The following is an 18,214-nucleotide window of genomic DNA, read 5'->3' as shown; positions in this document are numbered from 1 at the left end:
CCGGCGCTTGTCGCCGAGCCGATACCGCTCTTGAGGCGACGAACCCACACTCGGCGGAAAGCGTCAGTCGCCGGAGGTGTTGGTCATGGAGGCCGCAGTCAGCAGACCGGTTTATCCGGATCTGGGATTCGACCCGCGCGCTTGGAGGCGCAGATACTCGGTCTACGTCTATCGGCGATTCGTAGCCGACAGCGTATCCGCGTTCAGGGTTTTGCTGACGATTCCGCAATGGAAGGGCAGCGGGTCGCGCCGGCTGGTTCATCGGGATGTCATAAGAGGGCTGCGATCACGTGCCCGCCGGCGCTCGGCGTTCACCATGTTCGAGAAGATGCTCGCGAACGCCTTCGCCCTTCTGATCATAGTGATCACGTTGACGGTGCCGGCGTTCTACGTCTCCCCGGAGTCTCGATGGTGGCTGCCGGTCCAATATCTCGCCAACCTGCTGAGTGGCTTGGTGGCGTGCATCGCGGCGTTCGTCATATTCGCCGTCGCTCAGTTACTCATCACCGCAGTGATCTCGACCTGGGAGGCGCGACGCCGAGGTTTGCGCTATCAGCGTGCGTTTGCCGCCGTGCTCGGTAGCGAGGCCGCCATCCTCGCGTCCGCGGTGGTCCTGGTGTTCCTGACTTACGGCGCGACGCGATGGATGTCGTTTCCCGATCCTGTGCATGCCGCGGTGATGTTCGGCTCGTGGGTGGTGTATGCGTTTGCCGGCGTGGTCATCATGCACACCGTCGCTCTGCTCGTCTTTTCGCTGTCGGCTCGGCATCTCAGGAATCGCCACCCGGACGGACGTTTCGTGGTCGGGCTGGCGGAATATATCGACTCCCTGGACGATCTGGGATCGGATCTGGGCGCCTGGCTGGAGAAGGACCGCCGAGAGCGGATCCGCGCCCTGGAGGAAGTCGCGACCGAGTACAAGTTCGACTGGCCGAACCGCATGCGCACGGGTCACCTGAACGCCGACAACGCCGCGCATGAATGGGGCCGAACGGTGGCGGCGGCGATCTATGCCAAACAGCTCCCCATCCTGCTGGGTGTGGGAGACAAATGCGACTACACCAGGAACATGAGGAACCTGCTCAGCGCGTTCCTGGCCGGAGATCGGACGGCTTTTCCCGACGATGAGTCTGATCCGGCGCGCTCCTCGGGACAATGGCACCGGCTGGGACGATCGGCGGCCATCCTTCTGACCGCCGTGGTCGCCGTCGCTTTCATTCTCGTCGGAGTCCTTCAGCCCGAGTTGCCGGACAAGCTGGCGGAGTGGGGCTGGCCCGAGCAGGTCGTGAACCGGTTACGACTCGGGTATGGCATTCAGCCTCCGCTGCTGACCGTCGGCGCGGCTTTCCTCGGGTTGACGGCGAGGCTGGTGACACCCCAACTGGCTACGCGATCCTTTGGGCGATAGCCCTTTGATACTTCACCCGTCATATTCGGTTGTCCGCGGTGGCGGCGCCCTCGTACGGTTGTCCACATCGGAGCCGCCGGGACGGCCGGCGGGCCGACACGGGGGCAGGCCCGCCAACCGTCCCGGCCCCGGATCATCCCGTTCCGGATGATCCGGGCTATGCTGCGATGATGGCCGCCCCCGAACGCACCGAGCGCGACATCACCGGCCTGCTGAACGTCGCCGGTCACGCGCTCTCCAACCGGCTCGCCGCCGCCTTGTCCGAGATCGATCTGACGCCGCGCATGCAGTGCGTGCTCGTGCACGCGCTCGAGCAGGAGCGCACCCAGATCCAGCTGGCGGCGCTGGCCGACCTCGACAAGACCACCATGGTCAGCACGGTCGACGACCTCGAGAAGCGCGGCCTCGCCGAGCGCAAGCCGTCGGCCACCGACCGCCGCGCCCGCATCATCTCGGTCACCGACAAGGGGCGCCGCGTGGCCGAGGAGGGCCAGGAGATCGTCGACCGGGTGCATGGTGAGGCGCTCGACGGGCTGCCGGCTTCGACGAGGGCCGCGTTTGTCGAGGCGCTCGGCCTGCTGGCGGGCTCCCCGCGCGATCCCGGCCCGCAGCCGGTCCGCCGGGCCCGCGGAAGGTAGGTCGCTACAAGATAGTCCGGATCCGGATTATCTGTTACGGTCGGGCCATGAGTCCTTCCGTGCCCCGGCGCGCGGCCGCGTTGGCGGTCCTGTGCGCGATGTCGTTGATGATCGTTCTGGACAGCACGATCGTGGCTGTCGCCCTGCCGGACATTCAGCGCGAACTCGGCTTCTCGCCCGCCGGCGTCTCCTGGGTGGTGAACGCCTACCTGCTGGCCTTCGCCGGGCTGCTGCTGCTCGCGGGCCGGCTGGGTGACCTGCTCGGCGCCTGGCGGGTGTTCCTGGCCGGCCTCGCGGTCTTCGTGGCGGCCAGCCTGCTGTGCGGGCTCGCCGGCAACGCCGAGGTGCTCATCGCGGGCCGCTTCCTCCAGGGTGCGGGCGGGGCGTTCGCGGCGGCCGTGGTGCTCGGCATGATCGTGCGGCTGTTCCCCTCCGACAAGGAGCAGGCGCGGGCGCTGGGCATCTACAGCTTCACGCAGGCCGGCGGGGCGGCCCTCGGCTTCGTGGTCGGCGGCGTGCTGACCGACGCCCTCGGCTGGCCGGTGATCTTCCTGATCAACGTGCCGATCGGCGTCGCGGTCTGGTTCTTCGGCCGCGGCGTGCTGCCCCGCGAGCCGGGTCTGGGCCTCGGCGCGGGCCTCGACATCCCCGGCGCCGCGCTGATCACGCTGGGCCTGGCCCTCGGCGTCTACGCGATCACCCGTACCGGCTCGCCCGAAGCCCTCATTCCCGCGACCGTGAGTGGCGCGGCGGCCCTGATTCTCATTTTCGGTTTTCTCGTACGTCAACACGCCGCACCCCGGCCCCTGATCCCGCTCCGCCTGCTCGGGCGTGGGTGGCTGCTCCGCGCGAACGCGGTGGTGGTGCTGGTGTTCGCGACCGGCATGGGCTTCCAGTTCGTGAACGCGCTGTTCGTGCAGCAGGTGATGGGCTACGACGCGCTCGGCACCGGCCTGGCCTTCCTGCCGACCCCGATCGTGATCGGCCTGGTGTCGCTGTTCGTGGCGGCGCGGCTGACCGGCCGCTTCGGCCCACGACCGGTTCTGATCGCTGGGCTGGCCACGCTGCTGGCCGGCTTGCTGCTGCTCGCTCGTGTTCCGGAGCAGCCGTCGTACGTGGCCGACATGCTCCCACCCCTGATCGTGATGGGCTTGGGCGTCGGCGTCACGATCCCGTCGATCGTCATGCTGGCGATGGCCGGCGCGGCCCCGGCCGAGACCGGCATGGTGTCCGGCTTCAGCAACACGGCCCAGCAGGCGGGCGGAGCCTTGGGCCTCTCGTTGCTGGCCGCGGTGGCCGCCGCCCGCGCCGAGTCATCGGCCGGGTCCACACAGGTGGCCGCCCTGCACGCCGGCTACACCCTGGCCTTCCTCGTGGCGGCCGGTTTCGTGCTGGCCGCCCTCGCCTTGACCACGCTCCTGCTGCGCCGCCCACCCCAGCCGTCCGCACCCCCATCCGACCCCATCGCCATAGCCACAGCCTGACCACCCCAGCCTGACTCAGGCCCGCGGTCCAAGCTCCACCGCCCACCCTCATCTCCCGCGCTCCCTCTTTCCGCACCGCCCCTGCCGCGTCCCCGCCTGCCGTGCCCACCCGGCGTCCCCGCCTGCCGTGCCCACCCGGCGTCCCCGCCTGCCGTGCCCACCCCGCGTCCCCGCCTGCCGTGCCCACCCCGCGTCTCCGCCTCCCGTGCCCACCCCGCGTCTCCGCCTCGGCCCACTCCGCCTCCTGGCCCACTCCGCCTCCTGACCCACTCCGCCTCCTGGCCCACTCCGCCTCCTGACCCACTCCGCCTCCTGACCCACTCCGCCTCCCGGCCCACTCCGCCTCGTGTGCTCCGCCCGCCTCCCGGCCTACGTCGCCTCGCCTGCCCACCTCGTCTCCCAAGCCCGGCCGCCTCGCATGCCAATGCCATGCCGCCTCTACTCACGTTCCTGCCTTCGGCACCCCTTTCCGCTCCGCCTCGCTTGTCAATCTTTCATTGACAAATGCGGTACCATTTCGGCGTGGAAGGGCTTGAGGGGTTGAGCAAGATTCCAGCGGCGCGGGCGCGGCTCGACGCTGAGGAGCTGGAGCTGATCAATCAGGCCCGGCGGGCTGGGGCCACCTGGTCGGACATAGCTGGTGCGCTGGGGCTGAGCAGTCGGCAGGCCGCTGAGCAGCGGCGGCTTCGGCTGGCCGCGGCGGCGGCCCGTCCGGCCGGGCCGGAGGAGTTCGGCGATCGGGTTGCGGCGCTGCGTGCGGCCGCTGTCGAGGTGTACCGCCGCATCGGAGCCGATCGCCGGTGGGATCGCCGCTTCACCCGGGCCGCCCTCGTTCGCGACACCTTGGCGACGGCGGCCGAAGCCCCCGCCGGCGCTCTGTTCTCCCTGGCTGAGGCCTCGGTCGATGACCTCTCCGGGGCGGCCGGGTCGATGCCCGGGCCCACGCGCGCGGCCATCACCCGGCTCCGTGAAGCACTGGAGGCCGCCAAGCCACAGGCTTGACACATTGACACTCAAGTCCCGAGGATGTGGGTCCGGACGGCTCAACCTCGGGGGTTTCCATGCGCCGTAACGCGGTTCTGCTCATCCTGATCTCGATCCTGTCCGGCTTCGGCAGCACGGCGATGAGCATCGCGGCTGGCCTGTGGGTGCTCGACCTGACCGGCTCGGTGAGCTTCGCCGCGCTGACCGCCGTCTGCCTCTACCTGCCGACCTTCGCCGGCCCGTGGCTCGGCGGCCTGGCCGACCGCCTTCCGCGCCGTCCGCTTCTGATCGGCACCGACCTGGCCCTCGGCGTGGTCCTGCTGACCCTGCTGGCCGTCCACTCGGCCGCCGGCGTCTGGCTGATCTTCGCCGTCCTGCTGTTCCGCGGCGTCAGCTACGTGGTGAGCGACGCCGGCGAGACCGCGATCCTGCCCTCCGCCCTCCCACGGGAACTGCTGGGCGACGTCAACGGCTGGCGCTCCAGCGCCCAGGAGGGCATGAAGCTGGTCGCCCCACTGGCCGGCGCCGCTCTCTACGCCTGGCACGGCGCGACCCCGGTGATCCTTTTGAGCGCCGCGATGCCCCTGCTCTCAGCCGCCTGCTACGCCTTCCTCCGCATAGGAACCGCGGCCGCGCCCACCGCGCAGGATGCCGCTGGCGCAGCGTCTGCCGCCATGGGTGAGGCCGCTGCGGAGCCTGCCGCCAGGTGTGGGGCCGACGCGGAGTCTGCGGTGCGGGGTGGGGCCAGCGCGGAGTCTGCCGCCCGAGGTGGGGCTGGTACGGAGTCTGCCGCCCGAGGTGGGGCTCGGGCGGAGCCTGCGGCGTGGAGTGGGGCTGGCGCGGAGGCTGCTGGCGCTTCCGTGGTGGTCGCGCGGGCTCAGGCCGGCGCGGAGGGTGGGGAGCGGCGCCGAGGTGGGCTGGGGGAGGGGCTGCGGGCGCTTTTCGGGATTGCGGACGTTCGTACGCCGGTGGTGGTTGCGGGGGTTGCCATCGGCATGTCGGGGCTTTGCAATGCCGCCGTGCTGTCTCACCTCGTACATGACCTTGGTCTGCCCTCGACGCATCTCGGTTTTCTTGCCACGGCTCAGGGGGCCGGTTCCATCGTCGGTGGCCTGATCGTCGGCCGTTTGCTTGCCCGCAGCAGCCCGGTGGCCGTCGCGGCGCTCGGGTCCGTTGTGTTCGCCGCCGGGTGCCTCTCGTCCTCGCTGCCGTGGTGGGCGGCGATGATCACCGGGAGTGTTCTGATCGGGCTCGGTCTGCCCTGGGCGCTGATCGCCGGCATCACCGCGGTGCAGACCCGCACCCCTGACCACCTGCTGGGCCGGGTCGCCGCGACCGCCACCACGGTCATGTTCGGCCCGGTCGCCCTCGGCATCCCGCTCGGCTCGGCCCTGATCCACCTCGGCACCGTGCTCCCGTTGTGGATCGCCGCCGCCGTCACCGTCACCACCGCGGCCCTCGCCCGGCGCCGCCACCCAGCCGCCGCACTCCCGGTCGGCAGCGCCCGATGACCCGGCGAGTCGCGTCGACCGCGATGCAGGGCCCGGGCCGCGAGGCAGGGGGGCGTGGGCGGAAGTGCGGCGCGGGGGACGGGTCAGCGGGGTGCGTGGGCCGCCAGGAAGGCCTTTGCTATGGCTGAGGACAGGTCGGCCGGGTTTGTGGCGGCGAAGGCCGCGCCGCCCGTGGCGGCGGACATCTCGTTCAAGGCCTTCATGTCGACGTCCGGGCCGTAGCCGACCGACAGGACCGGTACCGGGCGGTTCGGGTCCTGCTGGGCGGTGAGTTTCTGCATGAACTGGGCCTGCGACATCTTGAACGTCGACTCGCCGTCCACGCCGTCGGTCAGCACCACCACCAGCGTGACCGCGCCCTGCCGCACCTTGGGCTGCATCTCCGCCACGCCGTCGAGGACCGACTGGTAGAGCGGCGTGCCCGAGTTGTCGGCCGCCCTGTACCGGGCCATCGCCGCGCCCAGCGCCTCACGCCTCGTCTTGCCCGCGACCTCGCTGGTGATCGGGCCGAACGGGACCGATTCGACGTGGGCCGGGCTGGACGGCGTCGGCTGGCCGAAGAACCACATGCCGACGCTGGTGTCCTCGGCGAACAGCTCCGCCGCGATGCCGCCGGACTGTCGCAGCAGCGCGGCCCGGGTGGTGCTGCGGCCGCCGGGCGCCGTGATCTTCTGGTTCATCGAGCCGGAGGCGTCTATCAACAGCAGCACCTGCGTGGTCAGCGACTTGTATCCGGACCACATCGCGGCCGCGGCGGCCAACTGCTGCGGGTCGCCGGCCAGCGGCATCGCCTTCGGGTTGGCGGTGGTGCGGAAGCCGGCACGGGTCAGGGCCGCCTTGGTGATCGCCGCCCGCAACCGCTCGGTCAGGTCGGCGTCGCGGTTGTTGTGCGCGATCGCGAACGGGTAGTCGGCCTCGACCAGCCCGTCGACCGGGACGGCGCCCTTGAGCTCCACCGTGTGCTTGCTCGCCTGGTACGCCTTGAGCTGCTGCTCGGTGGTTGCGAAGACGCCGACCGAGGAGGTGACGCTGTTCGCGTTCCACTCACCGGCGAGCCGGGTCATGAGCTGGGCCGGGTTGGATGTCGCGTCGGTGAGTCGGCTGCGCAGGGTGAGCGCGCGCAGTTGCGCGATGCCGGCGTCCGGCGTCGTGCGCGCCATGGCCTTGTTGACCGCGTACACCGAAAGCATGCCGATGGTGTTGTTCTGCGGGTCCGGCATGGTGACGGCCGGGATCTGCCCGCTGGCGGCGCCCGCGGTGAGCTTGGCCCAGGACGTCTGACCGCCCGGCGCGAGCTGAGCGGCGAGGACGGCCGGTGCGGCGAGGATCACGGGGGTGCGGGCGATCGGCTCGCCGTCGATCTTGTACGCGGCGCCTCGTACGCCCGCCAGTGTCACCCAGGCGCTGCTGGAGGGGATCCACACGTCGTACTTGACGGAGGCGGCTGCCGTGGCCGCAGGCTCCTCGGCGATGACCTCGATCGGCCCGCACTTGTCGGACGGGTCCTGGTTGAAAGTGCGGGCGGCGGCCTGGACCACCGGGGCGATCTCGGGCGCCGCGGCGACGGTCAGGTCGGCGTCGGGGCACTGGGAGGCGGACGCGGCCGGGGCGGGCCGGCTCGTGGGGTCGGCGGGCTCACGGCTGTACATCCACCAGGTGGTGGCGCCGGCGACGGCGACGAGCATGAGGACGATCGCCGCGGCGAGCAGGAAACGGCCGACGCCGCCGCCCTCCGGCGACCGGTGCGAGCTCGGTTCGTCCATGGGCGGCTGGTTACGCCGCGCTATATCCGACATCGCACCCACCTCTCCATCGCAAGGTCCACAACTGTTACCGATTCCTCGGACGAGAGCGAATAGTAGTCACATATTCATCGTTGACAACGCCCAGCCCCGGATTGGCAGGTTCCCGACAGTGCGCCGGGCGTCTAGCCCGTACCCTGCGGCCGGGCCACCGCCACCATGATCAATTCGCCGTCTTCGCCCAGGCCGGCGGGCTCGCGGGCCCATCCTCCGTAGACGCGGTCGACGTCGAAACCGGCCGCTTCGACATCTGCGCGAAGTTCCTCTTCGGACCGAAAGCGGAGCGTGGCTTCGCTGATCAACTCATCACTCTCCGTAAATGCGAAGTGATGAGTGAAGGAGATCGTTCCCTCGTTTCGGTCATTTACCTCCGTCCATGCCACAACGAGGCCGCCGTCCGGCAGGACGATGACCCGCCGCGAGTCGGTGGGGTTCCACCTCTCCCACTCCCGATATACGGGGTCGCGGCTGTCAAAGATCAATCGACCGCCCGGAAGTAACGACCGCCGCAGCGCGCGCAGGGCACTCGACCACTCCTCGTCACCGACGAAGAACTGCGCCACGTGACTGGTGAGCAGGGCCGCGTCGAACGACCGCTCCGGCAGCGCCTCGACCGACCCCTCGATCCACCGCACCCGCTCGGCCCCCGGCTTCCGGCGCGCCGCGTCCAGCGAGGCCCGGGCCGGGTCGACCCCCGTCACCTCATGGCCGGCCGCGGCCATCGCGATGGCGAGCCGCCCCGTCCCGCAACCGAAGTCCAGTACGCGGGGCGACGTCCTCTCGGCCAGCACGGCCATGAAGAAGTCGTCGTCCCACCCCCACACGTTCTCGGCGTCGTACACCGCCACGAGCCGAGGATCCCGGAACTCACCGTGCCACACAGCGACGATGCTAAATCTTCGAAGGCCCGCGTGACGGTAAGGTCCGGCCATGGAGTGGCTATCGCCCGCGCGTTATGCCGCGGAGCTCGCGACCGAGACCGCCCGCTTCGCCGAGGCGGCCAGCGCGTCGCCGGCCGACCGTGTCGTGCCGACCTGCCCCGAGTGGACGGTCCGAGATCTGGTCACCCATGTCGGCACCGGTCATCGCTACGCCTCGCTGATCATCAAAACGGATCAGATGCAGCCGTACGAGTTGATCGCCGCACCGCAGGACCAGGTGTCCTGGCCGTCGTGGCTGGCCGAGGGGGCGCGCGAGCTGAACGCGACGGTCGAGGAGCGCGGCTTCCACACCCAGGTCTGGACGTGGCAGCCGAAACACCTGATCGCCGGCTTCTGGCTGCGGCGCATGGTCCACGACCTGGTCGTGCACCGCTTCGACGCCGCCGGGGACGGTGAGCTCGCCCCGGACCTGGCCGCCGACGGCGTGGCCGACCTGCTGGGCTCGTTCGAGATGTTCGACCGCCTGGCCGGGGACGGGGAGACCCTGCAGTTCATCGCGCCTGACGCGGATCGGGCCTGGCACGTGACCCGGGCGAAGGAGGGCATCGAGTGGCGCGAGGCCAGGGCGCCGGCCGATGTCGCCCTGACGGCCCCGGCCCGGGAGCTGGTCCTGATCCTCAACCGCCGCCTGCCCTCGCCGCCGGTGGAGGGCGATCAGGCGGTGTGGGAGGCGTGGCGGGAAGGGTCGCGCTTCTAAAGAGGCCGTACGCCTACCGGCAGCTGCTGGGTGGCGACGTGTTCGAGGAGGGTGGTCCGCAGGGCCTCGGCCGCGTGGGGGAGCACCGACCTCTTGCGGTGGGCCAGGGCGATCGTCCGGCGCATGCCGGGCGGGGCCAGGGGAGTGGCCCGCAGCAGGGGGCGGTTGGCCAGCACCATGCTGGGGACCAGGGCCACGCCCAGGCCGGCCTCCACGAAGGCCAGGACGGCGTCCATCTCGCCGCCCTCCACGGCGAACTTGGGGGTGAAGCCGGCCTTGCGGCAGGCGTCGAGGGTGACGCCTCTGATGTCGTAGCCGGCCCGGAACATCACCAAGGGGGTGTGTTCCAGCTCGGACAGGGCGATCTGGGCGTGGATCGTGGGCGGGGGGCCGTCGGCCACCGAGGCCACCACCAGGCTCTCGCGCAGCACCGGGGTGGCCGTCAGGGCCTCGTCCACGCCCTCCTCGGGCTGCACGATCAGGGCCAGGTCCAGCGTGTGGGCGTGCAGGTTCTCGATGAGGTCCTGGGAGCCGCCCTCGTTGACGTACAGCTGAATCTCGGGGTGTGCGGTCCTGAAGGTGCGCAGCACCTCGGGAACCAGGGACGAGCAGAGGCTGGGGGTGGCTCCCAGGCGGACCTCGCCCCGGCGCAGGCCGACGATGTCGGAGACGGCCTCCTGGGCGGCGTCGGCGTCGGCGACCATGCGCTGGGCGATCGGCAGCAATGTATGGCCGGCCGCCGTGAGGGTCACCGCGCCCCGGATGCGTTCGAACAGCGGGGCGCCGAGGGTCTGTTCGAGCGTGTGAATTTGCTTACTGAGAGTCGGCTGGGAGACGCCCAGATTGTCCGCCGCTTGGGTGAAATGCCGGGTTTGTTCGACTGCGAGAAAGTAGCGAAGCTGCTGGAGCTGCACCTTCATAGCCTATCTCTATGATGACTGCGTGGATCATGCATTAGACGAATCGCGCTGAGGTTCCTACCTTCCAGAGTGTGGCGGTAGATACGACTACGACCCGGAAGGCGGCGGCCTCGAAGGCCCCGGCCCCGGCTGACAAGGCGCGGCGACGCTCGTCGGTCGCCCTCAAGTTCCTCATGGCGGGCACCGGCATCCTGCTGGTCCTGTTCCTGTTCGCGCACATGATCGGCAACTTGAAGATCTTCTTTGGCGAGGAGACCTTCGATCACTACGCGCACTGGCTGCGGACCATCGGCACGCCTCTGCTGCCGGACGAGTGGTACCTGTGGATCCAGCGCGGCGGGCTCACCCTCGCGGTCGTCGGGCACATCTACGCGGCCACCGTGCTCGCGATCCGTGCCCGCAAGGCCCGCCCGGTGAAGTACGCGCACCGGCCCAAGGTGCAGGGCAGCTACGCCGCCCGCACGATGCGCTGGGGCGGCGTGATCGTCCTGCTCTTCGTGATCTACCACATTCTCGACCTCACGACGCTCACGCTGAACCCGAACGGTGTGCACGGCGAGGCGTACCGGAACGTGGCCGAGGACTTCGCCCCGGGCCGCTGGTACGTGACCCTCTTCTACGTGGTGTCGATCGTGGCCGTCGGCTTCCACCTGCGCCACGGCATCTGGAGCGCCGTGCGCACCCTGGGCCAGCAGACCCAGCGGGGCGAGCGCATCGCCCGCCTCAGCGCCCTCGCGCTGTCTTTGGTGCTGGTCGTCGGCTACCTCTCGGTGCCGTTCGCGGTGACGATCGGATTGGTGGATTGATCATGAGTGACTTCTGGACCGAGGGCGACCCGATCGCCGACACCGCCGCGCCGGACGGGCCCATCGAGACCCGCTGGGAGCGCCGCCAGTTCTCGGCCAAGCTGGTCAACCCGGCCAACCGCCGCAAGCTGACCGTGATCGTGGTCGGCACCGGCCTGGCCGGTGGCTCCGCCGCCGCGACCCTGGCCGAGGCCGGATATCACGTCAAGTCGTACTGCTACCAGGACAGCCCGCGCCGGGCCCACTCGATCGCCGCCCAGGGTGGCATCAACGCCGCCAAGAACTACCGCAACGACGGCGACTCGATCTACCGGCTGTTCTACGACACGGTCAAGGGCGGCGACTTCCGCGCCCGCGAGTCGAACGTCTACCGCCTGGCCAGCGTGTCGCTGAACATCATCGACCAGTGCGTCGCCCAGGGTGTTCCGTTCGCCCGCGAGTACGGCGGCCTGCTCGACAACCGCTCGTTCGGCGGCACCCAGGTGTCCCGGACGTTCTACGCCCGGGGCCAAACGGGCCAGCAGCTGCTGCTCGGCGCCTACCAGGCGATGGAGCGGCAGATCGGCCTCGGCAACATCGAGATGAACGCCCGGCACGAGATGCTCGAGCTGATCATCGTCGAGGGCAAGGCACGGGGCATCGTGGTCCGCGACATGGTCACCGGCGAGATCACCACCGAGATGGCCGACGCCGTCGTGCTCGCCTCCGGCGGCTACGGCAACGTCTTCTTCCTCTCCACCAACGCCAAGGGCTGCAACGTCACCGCGTCGTGGCGCGCGCACCGCAAGGGCGCGCTGTTCGCGAACCCCTGCTACACGCAGATCCACCCGACGTGCATCCCCGAGTCGGGCACGCACCAGAGCAAGCTCACCCTGATGAGCGAGTCGCTGCGCAACGACGGCCGGGTGTGGGTGCCGAAGCGGGCCGAGGACTGCCAGAAGCCGGCCGGTGACATCGCCGAGGAGGACCGCGACTACTACCTGGAGCGGATCTACCCGTCGTTCGGCAACCTGGTCCCGCGTGACATCGCATCCCGCGCCGCCAAGAACGTCTGCGACGAGGGCCGCGGCGTCGGCCCCGGCGGCCTCGGTGTCTACCTGGACTTCGCGGACGCCATCAAGCGGCTGGGCCGCAAGGCGGTCGAGGCCAAGTACGGCAACCTCTTCGAGATGTACGCCCGGATCACCGGCGAGGACCCGTACGAGACGCCGATGCGCATCTACCCCGCCGTGCACTACACGATGGGCGGCCTGTGGGTCGACTACGACCTCCAGTCGACCATCCCCGGCCTGTTCGTCGTCGGCGAGGCCAACTTCTCCGACCACGGCGCCAACCGGCTCGGCGCGTCCGCTCTGATGCAGGGCCTGGGCGACGGCTACTTCGTGCTGCCGACCACCCTCGGCAACTACCTGGCGGCCGGCCCCTTCGAGAAGGTCTCCCAGGATCACGAAGAGGTGAAAGCGGCCCGCAAGCAGGTCGAGGACCGCATCGCCAAGTTCCTGTCGATCGACGGTGACCGCACCGTGGACTCGTTCCACCGCGAGCTCGGCCACATCATGTGGGAGTACTGCGGCATGGAGCGCACCGAGGAGGGCCTGACCAAGGCCATCGGCCTCATCCGCAGCCTGCGCGAGGAGTTCTGGACCCGGGTGAAGGTGCCCGGCACCGGCGAGCAGCTCAACCAGAACCTGGAGAAGGCCGGCCGTGTCGCCGACTTCTTCGAGCTGGCCGAGCTGATGTGCATCGACGCGCTGCACCGCCGCGAGTCGTGCGGCGGCCACTTCCGCGCCGAGAGCCAGACCCCCGACGGCGAGGCGCTGCGCCACGACGATCAGTTCAGCTACGTCGCGGCCTGGGAGTACGCGGCCGGTGACGCCGGCAAGCCGACTCTCCACAAGGAACAACTCGAATTCGAGTACGTCCACCCGAGCACGCGGAGCTACAAGTAATGGACATCAAGGTCAGGGTGTGGCGTCAGCCGTCCGCCGATGAGGCCGGCAAGATGGTCACGTACGGCGTCAAGGACATCTCGCCCGACGCCAGCTTCCTCGAGATGCTGGACGTCCTCAACGAGTCGCTGATCCTTGAGGGCGACGACCCGATCGCCTTCGACCACGACTGCCGCGAGGGCATCTGCGGCGCGTGCAGCATGGTCATCGACGGCGTGGCGCACGGCCCGGAGAAGGCCACCACGACGTGCCAGCTGCACATGCGGCACTTCTCCGACGGCGACGTGATCGACGTGGAGCCGTGGCGGGCCGCCGCGTTCCCCGTCATCAAGGACCTGGTCGTCGACCGCACGGCCTTCGACAAGATCATTCAGGCCGGTGGCTACATCACCGCGCCGACCGGCACCGCGCCCGACGCGCACGCCACCCCCGTGCCTAAGAAGGACGCCGACCTGGCGTTCGAGGCGGCCACCTGCATCGGCTGCGGCGCCTGCGTGGCGGCCTGCCCGAACGGCTCGTCGATGCTGTTCACCGCGGCCAAGGTGGCCCACCTGGGCCTCATGCCGCAGGGCCAGCCCGAGCGCGACACCCGCGTCATCGACATGCTGCAGGCGCAGGACGACGCCGGCTTCGGCGGCTGCACCAACATGGGCGAGTGCTCCCAGGTCTGCCCCAAGGGCATCCCGCTGCACCTCATCGGCCGCCTGAACAGCGACTACCGCAAGGCCCTGCGCAACAGCAACTGAGCGCAGCGTTCTCGAAGGCCGGGCACAACGGAGTGCCCGGCCTTCGGCATGTCAAGAAGCGTTCTCACGAGGCCCCGATGCCCCGGTGGATGAAGCCGGTCAGCGTCTCGATGGCCTCCTCGTCCGGGATCTTGCCGAACCAGGCGGCCGCGAAGCCCTGGGCCAGCACCCCGAACATCGACGCCACCACGAGCGGCCGGCCGGGCAGGTCGAGCCCCACCAGGTGTTCGGCCAGGTGGTGCTGGTCGGGCTCCATCATCTCGTCGACGATGCGGGCGAACGCCTCGTCGACGATCGCCGCCTGCTGCAACGCGTTCAGCACCGTGCGGTGCCGGCGGTAGAACTCCCAGTACTCCGCGACGTGGAAGCGGACCGCCTCGCGGTCGGCGAAGTCGCTCTTGTGCTCGGGACGCATGGCGCTCACGTCGCTCTCGGCCAGCAGGTCGGCCAGCAGGGCCTGCAGCAGCTGCTCCTTGCTCGCGAAGTGCTTGTAGAACGACCCGGTCGCCCGCCCCGCCTCGGCGGTGATGTCGGTGATCTTGGCGTTCAGGTAGCCCGTGCGCTCGAAGACCCTGATGGCGGCCGCCTTGAGCTCGGCGCCCGTCTGCGCCGCCTGCTGCTGCCGAACTCCCGTCACTTGACGCAGGTTATCAGTCCGCTCTACGGTGAATCCATGTTCATTGAATCTAAATTCACTGTAATCGTGGGCGCCGGCCCGACCGGTCTCACCCTCGCCCGCGTCCTTCAGCGCCACGGCGTCCCGTTCCGTATCGTCGAGCGCGACACCAAGCTCTTCGACGGCTCCCGCGCCAAGGGCCTGCAGCCCCGCACCCTGGAGATCCTCGACGACCTCGGCCTGGTCGACCGCTTCCTCGCCACCGGCGGCGCCTACCCGGAGCTGCTGGTCCACCTGCCCGGCGGCGGCACGATGACCCGGCGCATGGCCGAACCGCAGGAGCCGACCGCGGCCGTGCCCTATCCGAACGGGCTCATGCAGCCGCAGTGGCGCACCTCCGAGCTGCTGGCCGACGGCGTCCCGGTCGAGCTCGGCGCCGGCGTCACCGGCCTCTCGCAGGACGGCGAGCGGGTCCACGTCACGCTCGACACCGGCGAGACGATCACGGCCCGGTATGTCGTCGGAGCGGACGGCGGTCGTAGCACCGTACGGAAAACCCTGGGTGTGCCCTTTGAAGGTGAGACCTTCGAGACCGAGCAGATGATCATCGCGGACGTCCGCGTGGAGGGCCTGGACCGCGGCAACTGGCACGTCTGGCCGGGCGAGGACGGCAAGTCGCTGAGGCTGGGCCTGTGCCCGCTGCCCGGCACCGACGATTTCCAGCTCACCGCGTCCCCCTCGGACAAGTCCCTCGAGGAGCTCGTGGAAGAGGTGGGGCTGAAACTCACGTACGTCGGCTGGCGGTCGCTCTACCGGGCCAACATGCGCATGGTGTCGCGATACCGCGCCGGCAACGTCTTCCTCGCCGGCGACGCCGCGCACGTCCACTCACCGGCCGGCGGCCAGGGCCTCAACACCGGCATCCAGGATGCCTACAACCTCGGCTGGAAACTCGCGCTGGGAACACCTGCGCTTCTTGAGTCGTACGAGTCGGAGCGCCTCCCGGTCGCAGCGGAGGTCCTCGGCATCACCACGCGCCTGCACCGCCAGGCCACCATGCGCCGCGACGACCCGACCTTGCGCCAGCTCACCCTGAACTACCGGGACAGCCCGCTGTCGCGCGACCACCGCCCCACCCCCGGCCGGGTCCAGGCCGGCGACCGGGCCCCCGGCCCGATCTTCGACCTCCTGCGCGGGCCGGAGTTCACGCTGCTGGCCTTCGCCTGGAGCGGCGACCTGCCGGACGGCGCCCACCGCGTCGACGACCCCGAGGTCCTGGACATCTACGACGTCCACGAGCCGACCCTGTTCCTGGTCCGCCCCGACAACTACATCGGCTGCGTCTCGCACTCGCCGGACGACATCCGCCGCTACCGTTCGCTGCTCGGCGTCTGAAGGGCGTCCGCGGCCGCGCGCACGAAGGCGCGGACCAGGGGAGTCTCACCGGCGGCGCGCCACACGGGCGCGTACCGCAGAAGCGGCGCGTCGGCGAGCGGCAGGAAGACGACGTCGTCGCGCCGCCGGGAGACGGCCGCGAACGAGCCGATGGGGCTGATGACGGCGCCGGTGCTGATCGCCGAGAAGGCCTCGGCCAGGGTGGTCACGGTCGTTCCGGGGCGGATCGGCCGGCCCGACGGCGTCACCGGCGGGGTGTGCGCCGCCCACACGTAGTCCGGGATGGGCCCGTCCGGCTGGACGACCGGGTAGTCGCCCAGGTCCTCCAGCGCGGCCTGGTCCCGCCGGGCCAGCGGATGGCCGGGCGCGACGGCCAGCACCCGGGACTCGGTGAACAGCTCGGGCCCCACGGTGAGATCGGGCTCGCGGACGGGCAGCCAGAGCAGCCCGACATCGATGCGGCCGGCGCGCAGGGCGCCGAACGGATCGGTCGGCAGGATCTCCCGCATCCGCAGCTCACACTGCGGATGCCGCTGCCGGAACAGGTCGAGGGCGGCCGCGATCTGCTGCGACTGGGTGTCGAAGGTGCCGACCGTCAGCGTGCCGGACTGCCCGCGGGCGGCGGCGGTGGCCTCCTCGATCCCGGCCAGGATCTCGCGGTAGCCGGCGTCGAGCCGGTCGCGCAGCCGCTCGCCGAGCGGGGTGAGGCGCACGCTGCGGCTGGTCCGCTCGAACAGGGCGCCGCCGATCCGGCGCTCCTGCTGCTTGATCGACTGACTGACCCGGGCCTGGGAGACCCGGAGCCGTTCGGCCGTACGCCCGAAATGAAGCTCCTCGGCCAGCGCCAGGAAGATCTCGATGTCGCGCATCTCCATCGGCCGGCCCCCTCCCGCCTTCGCTCGGTCCGCCTTCGCTCGGTCCGCCGGAACGATAACCGATGGCTTATCCGGCGGTGCGATCTCTTGCATTGTTCGACGCCGATGACACCGCGATCGTTGGTCCCATGAACGAAATCGTGGTCGACATCGCGCCGGCACGCCTGCCCGGCACCGCGCGATGGCTGGCCGTGGCGCCCTGCGGCTTCGTGGCGGGGCGGGCCGGCCTGTGGTCCCTGCCCCCGCCGGCGCCGCCGGGAACAGCCGAGCTGAGCCTGTCCGTCGAGCCGGGCTGGCGGCGCCGCGGCATCGGATCGCGGCTGCTGGCCGCCGTCCGCGACGACGCGGGCGGCCGCCGCCTGCTGGCCGGCGTGGACGCGGGATCACCGGGGGAGGGGTTCTGCCGGCGGCACGGATTCCGCCGCACCGGCTCCCGGCGCCACGACCTGCTCACCTACTGCGACGTCCACCAGGCCTGGCTGTCCGAGCTGGTCGACGCCGACCACCCCGGCTACCGCCTGACGTCGTGGACGGGCGACCTTCCGTCCGCCTTCCGCGTCGAGGACCTGCTCCCCTTGCCGGGCCGCACCAGCGATGTCTCGCCGGGCCATGTCCGCGAGGGGATGCCGGTCCATGTCCGCGACGGGCTGCCGGTCCATGTCCGCGACGGGCTGCCGGTCCATGTCCGCGACGGGATGCTGGGCCGCGGTCGCGACGCGCTGCCCGGCCACGGCCGTGATGCGCTGCCGGGCCGGCTCGGTGATGCCGTGCTGACCGCGGCCGCGGCGGGTGGCGACGTGGCGGCGTATGCGGTGGCGATCGCCGGGGGACAGTCACGGGCCCGGCAGTACGGGCCGGCGGTGCTTCCCGGGCATCGCGGGCGGCAGGTCGGCCTCTGGGTCAACGCCGCCCTGATCCAGCGCCTGCGGGAGGTCCATCCGTCCGTCACCGAGATCGAGGCCACCGGCATCGGCGACGACGCCGGTCTGCTGGCCGCCCGCCGGCAGCTCGGGTTCCGGCCCCTGCGGCGCACCCACCTCTACGAGCTGCCATGAAGACGAGGAATCCCTGCCTGCTGGCCGCGGGCGCCCTCATCACCCCGAAACCGAGGAGAAGTTCCCATGCCCACACTCGCCATCGCCGCGAACGCCCTGCGCAAGTCCTATGGCGACAAAGTCGTGCTGGACGGCGTCGACCTGGCCGTACCCGAAGGAACCATCTTCTCCCTGCTCGGCCCGAACGGGGCCGGCAAGACCACCGTCGTGAAGATCCTGTCCACCCTGATCTCGCCCGGCGCCGGCGACCTCCGCGTCGGCGGACACGACCTGGCCACCGATCCGCAGAAGGTCCGGGCCGCGATCGGGGTGACGGGGCAGTTCTCGGCCGTCGACGGTCTGATCACCGGCGAGGAGAACATGCTCCTGATGGCCGACCTGCACCAC

At 70.3% G+C, this 18,214-nt stretch carries 17 protein-coding genes; 12 read left to right on the top strand and 5 right to left on the bottom strand.

Features of this window, described 5'->3' with window-relative positions; all coding sequences use genetic code 11:
• The first annotated feature begins 85 nt into the window (after positions 1–85).
• From CRP55_RS11955 to CRP55_RS11935, 5 genes are all read left to right on the top strand, one after another.
• Positions 86–1,408 (top strand): hypothetical protein, encoded by a 1,323-nt coding sequence (locus tag CRP55_RS11955; protein WP_143234568.1) that lies wholly within the window; start codon positions 86–88, stop codon positions 1,406–1,408.
• 170 nt (positions 1,409–1,578) lie between these two features.
• Positions 1,579–2,046 (top strand): MarR family winged helix-turn-helix transcriptional regulator, encoded by a 468-nt coding sequence (locus CRP55_RS11950; RefSeq protein WP_218854373.1) that lies wholly within the window; start codon positions 1,579–1,581, stop codon positions 2,044–2,046.
• Positions 2,047–2,093: 47 nt separating this feature from the next.
• A complete protein-coding gene (locus CRP55_RS11945; protein WP_245922944.1) occupies positions 2,094–3,530 on the top strand; it encodes an MFS transporter in 1,437 nt (478 codons plus the stop codon).
• Positions 3,531–4,052: 522 nt separating this feature from the next.
• Positions 4,053–4,532 (top strand): hypothetical protein, encoded by a 480-nt coding sequence (locus CRP55_RS11940; RefSeq protein WP_245922943.1) that lies wholly within the window; start codon positions 4,053–4,055, stop codon positions 4,530–4,532.
• A gap of 59 nt (positions 4,533–4,591) precedes the next feature.
• Entirely contained in the window at positions 4,592–6,025 is a 1,434-nt protein-coding gene (locus tag CRP55_RS11935; RefSeq protein WP_097319935.1) for an MFS transporter, read from the top strand.
• Between the two features lie 83 nt (positions 6,026–6,108).
• Here CRP55_RS11935 and CRP55_RS11930 read toward each other — a convergent pair whose 3' ends face one another.
• Both CRP55_RS11930 and CRP55_RS11925 read right to left on the bottom strand, forming a co-directional pair.
• Positions 6,109–7,788, bottom strand: a complete 1,680-nt coding sequence (locus tag CRP55_RS11930; RefSeq protein WP_245922942.1) for a substrate-binding domain-containing protein — start codon at positions 7,786–7,788, stop codon at positions 6,109–6,111.
• A 164-nt stretch (positions 7,789–7,952) separates the two neighbouring features.
• Complete coding sequence (locus CRP55_RS11925) at positions 7,953–8,675, bottom strand: class I SAM-dependent methyltransferase (RefSeq protein WP_245922941.1); 723 nt, start codon at positions 8,673–8,675, stop codon at positions 7,953–7,955.
• A gap of 82 nt (positions 8,676–8,757) precedes the next feature.
• Between CRP55_RS11925 and CRP55_RS11920 the strand changes: the two genes are divergently transcribed.
• A complete protein-coding gene (locus CRP55_RS11920; RefSeq protein WP_097319932.1) occupies positions 8,758–9,465 on the top strand; it encodes a maleylpyruvate isomerase family mycothiol-dependent enzyme in 708 nt (235 codons plus the stop codon).
• Here the strand turns inward: CRP55_RS11920 and CRP55_RS11915 are convergent.
• The gene (locus CRP55_RS11915; RefSeq protein WP_097319931.1) at positions 9,462–10,385 is read right to left on the bottom strand and encodes a LysR family transcriptional regulator; all 924 of its coding nucleotides are present in this window, start codon (positions 10,383–10,385) and stop codon (positions 9,462–9,464) included. The two genes, CRP55_RS11920 and CRP55_RS11915, sit on opposite strands and share 4 nt — an antisense overlap.
• A gap of 71 nt (positions 10,386–10,456) precedes the next feature.
• Between CRP55_RS11915 and CRP55_RS11910 the strand changes: the two genes are divergently transcribed.
• Genes CRP55_RS11910 through CRP55_RS11900 form a run of 3 tightly spaced genes read left to right on the top strand, consistent with a single transcriptional unit; the run spans position 10,457 to position 13,886 of the window.
• Complete coding sequence (locus CRP55_RS11910) at positions 10,457–11,191, top strand: succinate dehydrogenase cytochrome b subunit (RefSeq protein ID WP_097319930.1); 735 nt, start codon at positions 10,457–10,459, stop codon at positions 11,189–11,191.
• Between the two features lie 2 nt (positions 11,192–11,193).
• Entirely contained in the window at positions 11,194–13,140 is a 1,947-nt protein-coding gene (locus CRP55_RS11905; protein WP_097319929.1) for a fumarate reductase/succinate dehydrogenase flavoprotein subunit, read from the top strand.
• The gene (locus CRP55_RS11900) at positions 13,140–13,886 is read left to right on the top strand and encodes a succinate dehydrogenase/fumarate reductase iron-sulfur subunit (protein WP_097319928.1); all 747 of its coding nucleotides are present in this window, start codon (positions 13,140–13,142) and stop codon (positions 13,884–13,886) included. The genes CRP55_RS11905 and CRP55_RS11900 overlap by 1 nt, the downstream gene beginning before the upstream one ends.
• A 64-nt stretch (positions 13,887–13,950) precedes the next feature.
• On the opposite strand, the gene CRP55_RS11895 is transcribed toward CRP55_RS11900, so the two are convergent.
• Entirely contained in the window at positions 13,951–14,523 is a 573-nt protein-coding gene (locus CRP55_RS11895) for a TetR/AcrR family transcriptional regulator (protein WP_097319927.1), read from the bottom strand.
• Between the two features lie 36 nt (positions 14,524–14,559).
• Here CRP55_RS11895 and CRP55_RS11890 point away from each other — a divergent pair, with 36 nt between their 5' ends.
• On the top strand, positions 14,560–15,897 hold the full coding sequence (locus CRP55_RS11890) for an FAD-dependent monooxygenase (RefSeq protein ID WP_097319926.1): 1,338 nt from the start codon (positions 14,560–14,562) through the stop codon (positions 15,895–15,897).
• On the opposite strand, the gene CRP55_RS11885 is transcribed toward CRP55_RS11890, so the two are convergent.
• Positions 15,873–16,772 carry a LysR family transcriptional regulator gene (locus CRP55_RS11885; RefSeq protein WP_097319925.1) on the bottom strand — a complete coding sequence of 300 codons (900 nt, stop codon included), beginning with the start codon at positions 16,770–16,772 and terminating at the stop codon, positions 15,873–15,875. The genes CRP55_RS11890 and CRP55_RS11885 overlap by 25 nt on opposite strands.
• 128 nt (positions 16,773–16,900) lie before the next feature.
• Between CRP55_RS11885 and CRP55_RS11880 the strand changes: the two genes are divergently transcribed.
• A complete protein-coding gene (locus CRP55_RS11880; protein ID WP_179855133.1) occupies positions 16,901–17,827 on the top strand; it encodes a GNAT family N-acetyltransferase in 927 nt (308 codons plus the stop codon).
• 66 nt (positions 17,828–17,893) lie between these two features.
• Positions 17,894–18,214: ATP-binding cassette domain-containing protein (locus CRP55_RS11875; protein WP_143234566.1), on the top strand; the 321-nt coding region annotated here is incomplete at its 3' end.

The organism is Paractinoplanes atraurantiacus (assembly GCF_900215205.1).
Classification (GTDB): Bacteria; Actinomycetota; Actinomycetes; order Mycobacteriales; family Micromonosporaceae; genus Actinoplanes; species Actinoplanes atraurantiacus.
The sequence above is the reverse complement of the archived record's forward strand: the minus strand, read 5'-3'. Positions and strand labels throughout refer to the sequence as shown.

Bases quoted from the DNA above. Each gene is read 5' to 3' on its own strand.
- CRP55_RS11905 (WP_097319929.1), top strand. From the start codon at position 11,194: ATGAGTGACTTCTGGACCGAGGGCGACCCGATCGCCGACACCGCCGCG.
- CRP55_RS11885 (WP_097319925.1), bottom strand. From the start codon at position 16,772: ATGGAGATGCGCGACATCGAGATCTTCCTGGCGCTGGCCGAGGAGCTT.
- CRP55_RS11950 (WP_218854373.1), top strand. From the start codon at position 1,579: ATGGCCGCCCCCGAACGCACCGAGCGCGACATCACCGGCCTGCTGAAC.
- CRP55_RS11930 (WP_245922942.1), bottom strand. From the start codon at position 7,788: ATGGACGAACCGAGCTCGCACCGGTCGCCGGAGGGCGGCGGCGTCGGC.
- CRP55_RS11890 (WP_097319926.1), top strand. From the start codon at position 14,560: ATGTTCATTGAATCTAAATTCACTGTAATCGTGGGCGCCGGCCCGACC.
- CRP55_RS11920 (WP_097319932.1), top strand. From the start codon at position 8,758: ATGGAGTGGCTATCGCCCGCGCGTTATGCCGCGGAGCTCGCGACCGAG.
- CRP55_RS11935 (WP_097319935.1), top strand. From the start codon at position 4,592: ATGCGCCGTAACGCGGTTCTGCTCATCCTGATCTCGATCCTGTCCGGC.
- CRP55_RS11900 (WP_097319928.1), top strand. From the start codon at position 13,140: ATGGACATCAAGGTCAGGGTGTGGCGTCAGCCGTCCGCCGATGAGGCC.
- CRP55_RS11880 (WP_179855133.1), top strand. From the start codon at position 16,901: ATGAACGAAATCGTGGTCGACATCGCGCCGGCACGCCTGCCCGGCACC.
- CRP55_RS11945 (WP_245922944.1), top strand. From the start codon at position 2,094: ATGAGTCCTTCCGTGCCCCGGCGCGCGGCCGCGTTGGCGGTCCTGTGC.
- CRP55_RS11915 (WP_097319931.1), bottom strand. From the start codon at position 10,385: ATGAAGGTGCAGCTCCAGCAGCTTCGCTACTTTCTCGCAGTCGAACAA.
- CRP55_RS11955 (WP_143234568.1), top strand. From the start codon at position 86: ATGGAGGCCGCAGTCAGCAGACCGGTTTATCCGGATCTGGGATTCGAC.